Source organism: Roseateles sp. P5_E4 (assembly GCF_054049255.1).
The window spans coordinates 1-12603 of sequence record NZ_JBFUMS010000008.1; the positions used below are offsets into that span (position 1 = coordinate 1).

Below are 12603 nucleotides of genomic sequence, written 5' to 3' on the forward strand. Positions count from 1 at the left end.
GGCCAAGCTGTTTGAGGAATGCGCGGACTCACCGGACCGGCCGATGGTGGCCGAGGTCTACCGCCTCCGACCGGACACCAAGTCGGTGAACGAAATGCGCCGGCGCAAACCCATCAAGACCGTTTGCCTGGCCCAGCTCGACATCACGCCGCGCGACCACCGCGAGGGCTTCCCTGGCCTGGACATGAACGAATGGTTCGGGCTGGACATCCGCTTCACCGTCAATATGCCGCAGGACCTCACCATGGATCTCATGCTGCTGTCCGACGATGGGGCCATCCTGACCGTGGATGACGTGGAGGTGATCAACAACGACGGCATCCATGCGGCTTATCCGCTGATGGAAACCGTGAAGCTGGCCAAGGGTTTGCGCAATTTCCGTGTGCGTTACTTTCAGGGGCCTGGCTACGGTCTCGCGCTGATCCTGGGTTGGAAGAAGCCGGACGGCAAGGACTACCAGTACATCCCCCGCCGGCTGCTCGGGCGCCCGCCGGCCGCCGCTTCGGCCCCGGGATAGCACGATGCCGCGAGCTTGACCAGCGCACCGCTGGGTTACGCGCTGACCACTGTGGTCAGCGTCCATCTGCAGGCTGCCCACCGCGACTCATGCTCGCCGCGTTTCTCGTAGGAGAACATGTCGATTTCTGATCGACCATCATCGGTCAGACCGATGATCGACCGCAGAAGTTCACCGCGCCGAGCTTGGATAAACCGAACGCTGCCCAGCGATGGCGGTCGCTGGCTTCGGCAAAGTGCCATCCAGTCTGTTGATCAGCACATTGTCGAAGTACGGCATGCTGACGCGGTTCTGCGATGCGCCCGCCATCAGTCCCGCCATTCCCTTCCCGTACAGCGTGTCGGTCGCACTCAGTACCGCTTTACCGTCGACGACGGCGGTGATGGTGGACCCGCTGAAACGCAGCGCCAATTTGTGCCACCGGTTCGGCGCGATGCCCGCCAACTGCGTCGTCGCGAGCACTTTTTCGCCACCAGGACTGCTGTCGTTTTGCGCCTTGATCAAGGCCTGCTGCTCGGCGTCGCCTTCCAGCTTCTTCGGGTCAGCCTTGCCGCGAATGACCACCAACCGCAACTGCCCGCTGTCGTCCAGTTGCGCGAAGTAGCCCTTGGGGATGACGCCGAAACCCGTGCCAACGTGGTTCACACGCCCCATCACGGCGGCCGTGTCGCCAGGCTGCAGATACACGTCGGTGCTGACTTCGTAGTCTTGCCAGGCGTCGTCACCCACGATGGTGTACGGCTGCCAGTCGGGCCCCCACGAGATCGTTGGCACTGGCGTCATCTGACGCAAGCAACGTCCTTTCCCCCCTGGACAAGCGGTCAACTCGAAGGCACCGCTGATGTCGGAGAAGTAGCGCGGCAAATAACCCCATTGCTTCGGATCGGCGTACTGTTCGAAGGTCTCGTAATAGGGGAAGGGGAAAGCCTTGACCTCCGGGATCTTGTCGAAACCACCCTTGCGCTGCCCGCGGGTGGTCGTCAGTGAATAGACAGCATGCGGATCGAGGGTGAGCGTCACGACACCATTGACCGGTTCGAGGTCATCCTGGCGTACGAAGTGCTCCTTCTCATTGCTGCGCCAGACAGCCAGCTTGTTCGACGACAGGCCGCCGCCAATTTCGAAGCGGACCTGCTGCGGGGCCTTGGCGTCTTTGGTTTCCAGGATGATGCTGTAGTCGCTGGCTGGCGATTTCAGGGTGACATAAGTGCCGCCCGTCGTCAGGTCGCCACTGCCACCCTTGAGGTAGGTCCAGCCGATTTCGGTGAATTGGCCGTAATGGGCGTAACCCCAAAGCACGGGGTTGAGCTGGTAATGCGCACTCCAAGGCCAGTTTGCCCGTATGGCCGCTTCCTTCTCGCCGGAATACGGGGTCATGGTGTACAGGCCTGCAATGCCATACCAGTTGACGACCTTGGTGGCGCCGCTGCGAACAAAATTCTCGTTGAAACCCTGCACCATCGAGATCAGGCCGTCATAGCCAGCCTTGTACACGTGCTGCTCGGTATTCCAGATCGGCTTGTTGAGGCCTTCAGCCAACTCGCGCACCGATGCCGGCGTAAATGACTCGGGCGGATTGATATGGGCGCCGATGATGTCGATCGAGTCGCGCAAGTCTTTGTCCGTCAGCATGTCCTTCACAAAATTGAATTTCCAATCGTCCGGCCAGTTGTCAAAGGCGTGAATCTTTGTCGACTTGAAACCATTCGCTGTCAGGGTCGTGCGCAGCGCCTTGCTGAAGTCATAGCTCACGCCCTTTTCATTGCGAATGCCGATCGCGTCCAGCTCCAGCCCATACACCTGGCGCAGGCCCTGGAGCCACGTCACGTAGTAGTTGGCCGTGTCTTGTGAAAAGAAGTTGCGGTCGCCCTTGTCGTCGCTACCGGCTTGTTTTGTAAACACCGGGCCCTGGTCGCCCAGCCATCCGGGCGCGCTCCAGGCAGTGGCATCAAGCGAGAGTTTCGGATTGCGCTTCTTGGCCTCCTGCATAACCCACCACATGTAACCACGCGAATAGTTCAAGTCATCGCGCTTGTGCATGTGGCTGGGCATGGAGCCCTGCGTAGAATTGCCGTCGCCGGGGATTTCGACGTACAGCGCGCTGACGGAAGCGCCGAACCTGGGCTTGTACATCAAATCAAGAATCTGGCTGCGCTGGGGTTCTGGATAATCCTTCAACAAGACCGACGTGGCCCCGCCCCCATCGACGACGCCGATGCCGTCAAAACGCTTCCCGCCCGCATCGCCTTGCAGCGTAATGCGCTGCTCTGGCGGTGATGCGAGYACGCCGTTGGATCCGATAATCAATAACAGAAATATAACTGGCAAGGAAAAACGGCCGCGCATAGGAAACTTCCACGAAATCGTCAGGCCGGGCTTAGGCCGGCAATTAAGAACAAATAAGCCTCGGGTGTTGGGAAGTTCGACTTCGTGTCGACCCGATGCCTACAGTTATTTTGAGAATTGCCAGTAATCGAATTTGAACAGTTCTTCGCCGGCCGCACCGCGGAATACGAAGAAGAGATCCTGGACGCCGGAGGCTCCGGAGATCTGGGCCAACTGCTGCTTCCATTCGCCGCCGGTTCCTGACACTGGCAGAGTGCCGACCAACTGGCCGTCGAGCTTGCCCAGACGAATCTCGATCTTCCCCCCGCTGGCCTCCTTGGCCTTGCTGGAGAGGCTGGCCATGAAGGCGCGCGCGCCGGTCACGCCGAAATCGACATTTCGCACCTGGATGTAGGCGCCATCGTGGATGCCGCGCACGTTCTGGCCGCCGGCGCTGCTGGGTTCGATCTTGACGCCGGAAGACCAGGCGATGGTCTCGGCTTCGACTCGCTTGTAGGGATCGAGCGTGCCGACCGGTGCCGGCCCTTCCTTGGTTGGCTGCACCATCGGCACAGTGCCATCGGGGTTGAACTTCAACTCGTCGACGCACACGGAACGTTTGAAGCCATCGCCTCCCGGAAGCGCGGCGTTGTGATAGAAAAGGTAGGTCTTGCCCTTGTAATCGACCACGCCCGGGTGGTTGGTGAAGGCGCTCTGCGGGGCCATGACGGGGCCGCCGTAAGTCCACGGCCCTTGCGGTGTGGGGCCGGTGGAGTAGCCGAGAGGCTCAGGGAGCGGACCAGCGGCAAAAAACAGGTAGTGGCGCTCATTGCGCTTATAGAGCCAGGGGCCTTCTTCGTAAGACGTGCCGCGTTTTGCGTCCGCAGGGATGCGCTCGCCCAAGGCCTTGATGGTCATCGGATGCCGAATGAGGCCGTTCTCCCCGACGTTGGTGTCGTAGGAAATCATGTCCTTGTTCAGCTTCACCGACCACAGATTGGGATTGCCCCAGGCGAGATGGGCCTGGCCCTTGTCGTCGATATAAACGGTCGGATCGATACTGTCATACTGGCCGCCGATCAGCGGTTTCTTGAGGGGATCGGTGTATGGCCCGAGGGGATTGTCGGCGACCAGCACGCCAATACCACGGCCTTGCAACGGAGCATAGAGATACCATTTGCCCTCCCGCTCAATCACCTGGAGGGCCCAGGCGCCGTTGTCAAAACCGTCCCCGCCTGAGATCTCCTTGGCGGCCCAGGGAAAATCCCGGAGGGAGGCGATGGCGCCATGCTGGGTCCAGTTCACCATGTCCGTTGTCGTGGCGAGCACCCAGTTCTTCATGTTGAAGTTACCTTTTTCCCCGACATCTTCGTCATGGCCGGAAAACAGGTAGAGCGTGCCGTTATGGACGATGGGGGCCGGATCGGCCGTGTACATCGTTTGAATAACCGGGTTGAGCGCGAATGACGTCGCGGGCAGCAGAGCCAACACGGACAAGAGAACGACAGCGGAGAAGGTTGGTTTTTTCATGACGGGCGGAAATTGGGGGAAGTGGGAAATAAGGTCGCACCGCGTCAGCGCCCGTCTTTCGCCCCTTGTCCGATTCGGTAATAGTCGAAGTCCACACGGCCGCCGGCGGTTTTGGTCGAGTAATAGAAGAGACCGAAGCGATAACCCATGAAGTGCTCCGGAAGGGTGTAGTGAAGAGCCGAGGGACGTCCGATGGGGGTCCAGGATTTGCCGTCGAGGCTGTAGGAGAAGCGGGCGACGTCAGGCGCGGGCAGAAATTCGCATTCGACCTTGAGGTGAACGGTTTTGCCGGAGAGGGGAACGGAGGCGATTTCCTCGGGATTGCCGGAGTCGGCGCTCACCATGACGAGAGATCGGGTGCCGCCGCTCATCTTTACGCCAACAAACCCATAGTCTTTCTGAAAAGCGGCGATGCCGGCCAGGTCGCCGTCTTTCATGCCACTCACGTCGATGCTCGTGGTGGCGAAACTGCTGGGGCCAAAGGTGCGCTGGGTGAGGGTGTTCGTGGCCTCCGGCAACGTGGAAACGACCCGGCTGGTGACGAGGCTCAGGTGGCCCGGGCGCTTGGTAAGCGACCAGTCACGAGGCTTGGGGTTGTGATTCCATTGCCAGGCGAGGGGCAGGTCGGGGTCGCCGGGCTGGCGGTCGAATTCGTCGGAGGCGACGATGCCGGAGGCGCCGGAGACGCCCTGTCCGCCAGCGGGGATGTCGAGCGTCATGGGCGCCTTGCCGTTTTCGCCGAGCACGGGCCAGCCGTCCTTCCAGGTCACCGGCACGAGATAGGGAATGCGACCGACGGCGCCGTTGTCCTTGAAGAGATAGGCGTACCACTTGCCTTCGGGCGTGTCGATGAGGCCGCCCTGGGCGATGCCGCGGTCATCGAGCACGATGCGACCCTCGTAGGGACCGTCGATTTTGTCGGCGCGGTGGACGATGACGCTGCGCGCCCAGCGGCTCCCGGGCGAGGCGATGTTGACGAGGTAGTAGCGGCCGTTGATCTTGAAAAGCTGCGAACCCTCGCTGAGCCCGCCCAGGTCGGAGCCGAAGACGGCGTTGAGATTTTCGATGATGACCTTGTTCACGCCGCCGGGCTTGATTCCGGAGAGGTCGGGTTGCAGCTCGGTGAGCGTGATGCGACCGGCCCCCCAGAGCATGTAAACGCGACCGTCGTCGTCGAAAAACAGGCTGTGGTCATGCAGCGCTGGCTCGAAACTCGTCTCTTTCCACGGGCCGCGCTCCGGATCGCGCGTGGTGTAAATGTGGGTGCGTCCGCTGGTGGAGGCGAACGTCGAGACATAGAACACGCCGTTGTGGAAACGCAGGCTGCTGGCCCAGGAGCCGCGACCGTAGGCGGTTTTGCCGTTTTCGAGGCGCATGGCTTCGTTGTCGGCAAGGGTTTCATAGGCGTAGGAAGCCATGCTCCAGTTGACCAGGTCCGTGGACTTCATGATCGGCAGGCCCGGGCTCATGTGCATCGTCGTGCTGCTCATGTAGTAGGTCTTGCCCACACGGATGACGGCGATGTCGGGGACGTCGGCCCAGATCAGCGGGTTGTGGGCAGGAGCCGCCTGTGCAGCTGGTGCTGCCTGTGCAACCTCGGCCGCCGGAACGACCTGAGACGCGACGGAGAGCACGAGGGCCATCAGCATGGGAAAGATCGGGCAGTTCATGAGACGCGCGGGAGAGCCGGCGGAACGGCGGCGCAGGCTGCCAGCGTGTGTGTTCATGTTTTGTCTCTGGAGTAGTTATTGCGAGTCCAGCGCCGTAAAGGCAGCAGCAACGGCCTGAAGCAGCGCACGGCGCGACAGCGAGGAAGCGTCAGCTGCGGCGACGGAAATCTCGTTCTTCTATATCGCTCAGATCCGGGGGCGGCTTCAGGGTCGCAGGCCTCACTTGCGCTCGAAGCGCCAGTGATCGAACTCAAACATCGTCGGCTCGCCTTGACCCCTGAAGATGAGGTAGAGGTCGTGCACGCCCGTGGCACCCGAGACCGGCACGCTTTGCTGCTGCCACTGATCCCGGCCGCCGGTGCGGGCCACCGTCAGGGTGCCGAGATGCGGGCCTTCGACGCTGTCGATCCGCAACTCGATCTTGCCGCCGTCCATCTCGCTGGCCACGTTGGCGACGAAGCGTGATGCGCCCTTGCTGCCAAAGTCGACGCCATTGACCTTGATGTAGGTGAGATCGGTGATGCGCGTGACGACCATGCCGACCTTGTCATTGCGCGCGGTCTTGATGCCAGGTGCCCAGTCGAACTGGCGATCCCGATCGCGCTTCAGGCGCGACGTCCAGGCCATGGTCTCGGCCTCCACGCGTTCGTAGGGCGACAGGGGTTTGAGCGGAGCGACGCCCACGTTGTCCCACCAGGGGAGCATGTTGATGGTGCCGTCCGCGTTGTAGTCGAACCGGGTCACGGTGACGGAGCGGCGTTCGCGATGGATGGGCGTGTCGGCAAAGTTCAGCCGGTAGTTGAACCCGAACAGGTAGGACCCACCCATGTAGTCGACGATGCCCGGGTGGTTGCCGGTCGAGTTGGTGTTGTGGTCCATGATGTCGCCCTTGTAGACCCAGGGGCCGATGGGCTTGTCGCTCATGGCATAGCCAATGCCTTCGGGGCAGCAGGCCGACGCGTAGGCCATGTAGTACTTGCCCTGGCGCTTGTAGAACCAGGGGCCTTCCTGGTAGTTGCGCGGCTTGCCCTCGGCCTGCTGGATCTCGCCGCTGTAGGAGATCATGTCCGGGTTCAGCTTCACGTAGTACAGGTTCGGGTTGCCCCAGTACATATAGGCCTGCCCATCGTCGTCAACAAACACCGTAGGGTCGAAGTAACCGATGCCCTTGTCGATCAGCGGCTTGCCCAGGGCATCCTTGAACGGCCCCTCAGGCTTGTCGGCCACGGCGACGGCAATCACGCTCTTGGGCCAGCCCGGTACGCTCACCGACGCATAAAGGTAGAACTTGCCATCGCGCTCGACCACCTGGGAAGCCCAGGCATCGTTGTCCTGCACCGCCCAGGGAAAGGTCGCCAGCGACGCCACGACGCCCTTGTCGGTCCAGTTCGACATGTCGGTCGACGTGTAGAGACGCCAGTTGCGCATCTTGAAGTCGCGGGCTTCGTCCTCGTCCTGCCCGGTGTAGAGGTAGACAACCCCCTTGTGCACCAGCGGTGCCGGATCGGCGGTGAAGCTGGTCTGGACGACGGGGTTCTCGGCCTGGCTCGGCTGCGGCCAGACGCAGGCCTGGACAAGCGCCAGGAGCGCAAGCACGCGCGCAATCATGGGAAACCTCGATTCGGAACGATGCGGAGCGGCGAAACGGCCATCCGCTGGGAAAACTACGGGCGATTTCGACCCCTGCCACATGGCGCTTCACCTTTCAGGTTGATCAGTTCGAGCTGACGCCAGCGGGCGTGCAGATGGTTTGTCTCGTGGCCGTATGAGCGCAGACGGGCCAGGGATCAGCCCAGCATCTTGAGCAGCATGCGATGGTGCTGCGGCATGCGCGCCACCGAGGCTTCGATGGCTTTGCGACGCTGGTCCAGCGCCTGCATGGCCCGCTCCGGCGAAATCTCCGCGAAGACCGGATCGTTGCGCTCTGGCCAGTGCTCCATGCCGGCGTGGATGGCCAGCCAGCTGGTGGCGTCGAAGCCTTCCTCGTCGTATTCGTGCAGCACGCCGTAGCGACGCCACAGCTCCATCCGGAAGGCCAGCGTCTCGGGCAGCTCCATCGATGACACATGGCGCCACAGCTCGCTGTCGCGGCGGCGGGTCAGGCAGTAGTGCAGGATGATGAAGTCGCGGATGCGCGCGAAGCGGCGAGCCGCGCCGTCGTTGAACAGGGCCCGGTCGTTCTCGTCCACCGGCCGGCCGGCCGTCAGCAGGGTCATGAGGCGGCTGATGCCGTCCTGGATCAGGTAGATGCTGGTGGATTCCAGCGGCTCCAGGAAGCCGGAGGACAGGCCGATGGCGACGACGTTGTGCACCCAGAAGCGTTCGCGGTGGCCGGTCGTGAAGCGCAGCAGCCGCGGCTCGCCAAGCGGCTTGCCGTCGAGCCGGGCCAGCAGTTGTTCGCGGGCACGGTCGGCGTCGATGAAGCGGCTTGAGAAGACGTGGCCATGACCGGTGCGGTTCTGCAGCGGGATGCGCCACGCCCAGCCCCCTTCCAGCGCCGTGGCCTGGGTGTACGGRGCCAGYTCCTCGCCRACCCGCTCGGTGGGGCAGGCCCAGGCGCCGTCCACGGGCAGCCAGTGGCTGAAGTCSACGAAGGGCTCKGCCAGCGCCTGGCCCAACAGCAGGGAGCGAAAGCCCGAGCAGTCGACGAACAGGTCACCCTCGATGCGCCGGCCGTCCTCCAGCTGCACGGCGGCCACGCCACCATCGGCACGGCGAGACACGTCGGTGATGCGTCCCAGCGTGTGGCGGGCACCACGCTGAAGGGCCAGTTTGCGCAGGAAGGCAGCGTACTGGACGGCGTCGAAGTGGTAGGCGTACTTGAACTGCGCCTGCTCGTCGGGCAGCACGAAGCGGCCCTTCATCGCCATCACCGTCGGCACGCACTGCACGCCCAGCGGCTCGGTCAGCCCCATGCGGCGGTGTTGGCCCCACAGCGTCTGCGAACCGAACAGGTTGCCGAAGTGGCCGAAGGTGTGGAAGTAGTCCTTGCCCACGTCCAGCCAGTCGCAAAAGCGGATGCCGAGCTTGTAGGTGCCGTTGGTGGCGCGCAGGAAATCGCGCTCGTCGATGCCGATCAGCTGGTTGTAGTTGCGGATGGATGGGAAGGTGGCTTCGCCCACGCCGACGATGCCGATCTCCTCGGACTCGACCACCTCGACGGCGGCGCGGCCCTTCAGCCCGGTGACCAGCGCCGCGGCCACCATCCAGCCTGCGCTGCCACCGCCCACGACGACGATGCGAGCAATTTTCTGCGTCATAGAGACTCTGCCAAGTTCTTGGGCGCCATCAATGATCTGCGCCGACGTCCATCATTTCCATCTCTGGCCACGCGGCGCCGACCCACGCAAGTGGGCATGCCGCCCGGACAGTCCGTCCAGGCGGCATGCAGTTACGCCGCGTCAGGGACCGCGTCAGAACTCGTAGCGTGCGCTCATTGAGTAGCTGCGGCCAGGGTAGAACCACGCACGCCCCATCGTGCCGATGTGCTGCTGCTGCGTCTGGCGGACGATGACGTTGTTCAGGTTCGTCATGTTGAGCGACATACTGAACTGGTCGCTGAACCTGTAGTTCATGCCGGCGTCCCACTGGCCGAATGCCTCCTGCCAGGTCGGCAGGCCCCAGCCCACATCCCGGGCACCCGGGCGCGTCGGGTCCGCGCTCGTCGCATCATCGCCGCGCGTGCCATTGGCATCCGCCCCCTGCAGCACCCGGCTATGCCAGTTGTAGGCCAGCCGTGCCGAAAACGGGCCGCGGTCGTACATCAAGACGAAGTTGGCCGCGTTCTTGGCCATGTAGGGCAGCGGCAGATCGTTGAACGGCACGCCGTTGGTGTCGCAGCCGAACAGGTGCAAGGTGCCATTCGTCTGCGTCCTGCCCGCATCGCAATAGGGGTTGTAGATCTGCTTGTACAGGCTTTGCTTGGCGTCGATGTAGGTGTAGTTGGCCGACACGCCGATGCCCTTGGCCCAGTCCGGCAGCACGCCGTCCAGGAACGGCAGCTTGTCCAGGTAAGTCATGGCCGCAACCTCCAGGCCGCTGACCTTGGCCTTCCCAACGTTGGCGGGACCCGTGACCGAGAAAATCTGCGGATTGCCACCCACACTGTTGTAGGTGCGGCTGTAAGAGGTGTTCATGATGACGTCCTTGACGTCCTTATGGAACACCGTGCCGGTGATGGACTGGCCGTCACGCGGGTACCACTCCAGCGCCAGGTCATAGCTGTTGGCCGTGATCGGCTTGAGCTTGACGTTGCCAGAGTTCTCGCCACGGTAGGAGACCCTCTGGTTGATGGCGTCGTAGTCCTGCCACAGCTTGATGTACTCGCCAAGTTGGTTGAAGCCGGGTCGGTTCATGCTCTGGGCCATCGCCAGGCGAGCCTGCAACCTGTCGGTGAAGTTCATCTTCAGGTTGAGCGACGGCAACACCTTGACGAATTCGTTCTGCACGTTCAGAGGCCCTCCGAGCTGGTCGAAGCGCGGCAGATCGGGCGGCGTCTGCGAGTTGTATTGCGTCTGGAAAGCTGTGTAGCCGTGCGAGACGTCGCGGGTCAGCACGACACGCACACCGGCGTTGCCTTCGATCGGGAACTTCAGGTCGTCGAAGCCGAAGCGCAGCGTGGCGTAGACCGCGTCGGTCTGTTCGCTGTGCGTGCTGGTCTTTTCCGGGTTACCGTCGAAAACCAGCTCCTGGAAGTTCTGATAGTCCTTCGCGTAGTCGCACGTGATGTTCATGGTGGGGAACAGCGCCTTGCCATCCAGGCATTGCTGGTAGCGGTAATCGTTGGCCAGCGTCTTGTATGTGTTCGGGTAGTCGCGCACGGCACCGATCGTCGGCATGACGATGTTCGGCAGCTTGCCCGCCTTGCCGCCATAGAAGTTGCTGAAGTTGAACACTTCGACCGGCACGGTCTGGTAGCGCGGGTCGCTCATGTAGCCGAAGCTTCCGCGTGATTGCCAGTCGAGCCCATCGGTGACCGCAGGCGGCTTGCCGGGCGTGGAGGTCTGCTTGACGGCCCAAGGATCGGAAGTGGACGTCCAGGTATTGCCCGTGGCGTCGTAGTGGCGTGCCACGCGATAGGTGGCTCTCACGCCGACACGGATGTCACGCAGGATGGGGTTGTCCTCGAAACGGTAACGCGCGTCGGCCTTCCAGGCGTAGAGGTCGGCATCGGCCTTGCTCATGCCCGGCATGACCAGGTTCCAGTAATAGTTCTTCGGGTCGGCCAGGAAATCCGTGGCAGTCTGGTCGAACCCGATGCGCACCGGACTCTTTCCGGACACGTCGATGCCCATGCTCGGCACGTAGGTGCCCAGCTGCATGTTGCGGCCGATCGAATCGTTCTTCGCATGAACCCATTGGACGTCGTTCTGCACCAGCCACTGGTCGTTGATGGCCCACTTGAAGTTCCACGCCAGTTCACCGGTTTTCGAATTGCTCCGATTCCAGCCGCGCGAGACGTTGAAGCCCAGGCCGCCATCGGCAAAGGTGTTCGCCCCGAGGCCCCCGCTGGGGTAGGTGTAGAGGCCAGAGGTCAGCACGTTGTTGGCGTCGTACGTCGCATTCTTGATCACCGACTTGTACGGGTTCTCCACTCCGGTGTAGATGCCCTGCTCGCTGCCCGTCTCCCGTGCGCCCGACAGGAAATAGGTCAGCGACGAGTCCATCCTGTCCTTTTTCCACTGCAGCGCGGCGTAGAAGCCGGCGCGTTCGGTGTCGCCGGTGTTGTTCCGGAACGAGGCCGATTTCGGCGCCCAGGCCACCTTGCCGGCGATCAGGTCGGTCCGCGGGAAGTAGGCATCCAGCTGGATGCTCTCATTCTGGAAGCTGGAGTGGTTGTAGGAGAGGTCCACCAGAACGCCCACGCGGCCGATGTCCGTGTTCCATTGGGTGGTGTACAGCCCCGACACGCTGGGCGAATTCTTGCCCGAGCGCTGCACGTAGTTGTTGCCCGCCGACAGGTAGGCCTTGGTCCCTTTGTAGTCAAAGGGCAAGGCCGTGCGCAGGTTCACCGTGCCGCTGACGCCGCCTTCGATGATCTCGCTGGAGGGGTTCTTGTAGACGTCCACGCCGGCCATCAGCTCGGGTGGAATGTCGCCCCAGCTCAGCTCGCGGCCCGGCCAACCGGCCGAGAACGACTCACGACCATTCAGCACCGAAGAACCCCAACTGAGGCCCCGCACGCTGATGCCCGAGCCCTCGACGGAGAAGTGCTCCGGGTCGCCGCGCGACTTGTTGCGGTCGATGACGACGCCGACGACGCGCTGCAGCACTTCCGTGATCGACTTGTCCGGCAGCTTGCCGGCCTCTTCCGCGACGACCGAGTCGACGATTTCCTCGGCGTTTTGCTTGATCTTCTGTGCCGACTGCAGCGCTGCGCGCTGCCCGGTGATGACAACGGTTTCCAGGTTTGCCGGCTTTTCAGCCGCCGTCTGTGCCATTGCGGCGCTGCCGACGGTCAGCAGCATCATGTGGACCATGCCGCGATGGATGGCCGTGGTGCGGAACTGTTTTTTCATGGTGTCTCCGTATTCCTTCGATGTGTCCGGCGGCAGCTGGCTT

At 62.5% G+C, this 12603-nt stretch carries 7 protein-coding genes; 1 reads left to right on the forward strand and 6 read right to left on the reverse strand.

The features are described 5' to 3' along the window. A partial coding sequence (locus ACXJLH_RS16215) for a PA14 domain-containing protein (protein WP_457445239.1) occupies nucleotides 1–517 on the forward strand: 517 nt, incomplete at its 5' end. A gap of 171 nt (nucleotides 518–688) precedes the next feature. Here the strand turns inward: ACXJLH_RS16215 and ACXJLH_RS16220 are convergent. From ACXJLH_RS16220 to ACXJLH_RS16245, 6 genes are all read right to left on the reverse strand, one after another. Next, nucleotides 689–2863 carry a hypothetical protein gene (locus ACXJLH_RS16220; RefSeq protein WP_457445241.1) on the reverse strand — a complete coding sequence of 725 codons (2175 nt, stop codon included), beginning with the start codon at nucleotides 2861–2863 and terminating at the stop codon, nucleotides 689–691. A gap of 105 nt (nucleotides 2864–2968) precedes the next feature. After that, nucleotides 2969–4372 (reverse strand): glycoside hydrolase family 43 protein, encoded by a 1404-nt coding sequence (locus ACXJLH_RS16225; RefSeq protein ID WP_457445243.1) that lies wholly within the window; start codon nucleotides 4370–4372, stop codon nucleotides 2969–2971. A 44-nt stretch (nucleotides 4373–4416) separates the two neighbouring features. Further along, a complete protein-coding gene (locus ACXJLH_RS16230) occupies nucleotides 4417–6099 on the reverse strand; it encodes a glycoside hydrolase family 43 protein (protein ID WP_457445245.1) in 1683 nt (560 codons plus the stop codon). Nucleotides 6100–6261: 162 nt separating this feature from the next. Continuing rightward, nucleotides 6262–7638 carry a glycoside hydrolase family 43 protein gene (locus ACXJLH_RS16235; protein WP_457445247.1) on the reverse strand — a complete coding sequence of 459 codons (1377 nt, stop codon included), beginning with the start codon at nucleotides 7636–7638 and terminating at the stop codon, nucleotides 6262–6264. Nucleotides 7639–7829: 191 nt separating this feature from the next. Beyond that, complete coding sequence (locus ACXJLH_RS16240; RefSeq protein WP_457445249.1) at nucleotides 7830–9302, reverse strand: tryptophan halogenase family protein; 1473 nt, start codon at nucleotides 9300–9302, stop codon at nucleotides 7830–7832. A 153-nt stretch (nucleotides 9303–9455) separates the two neighbouring features. Next, the gene (locus tag ACXJLH_RS16245; RefSeq protein WP_457445251.1) at nucleotides 9456–12560 is read right to left on the reverse strand and encodes a TonB-dependent receptor; all 3105 of its coding nucleotides are present in this window, start codon (nucleotides 12558–12560) and stop codon (nucleotides 9456–9458) included. Nucleotides 12561–12603: the final 43 nt, after the last annotated feature.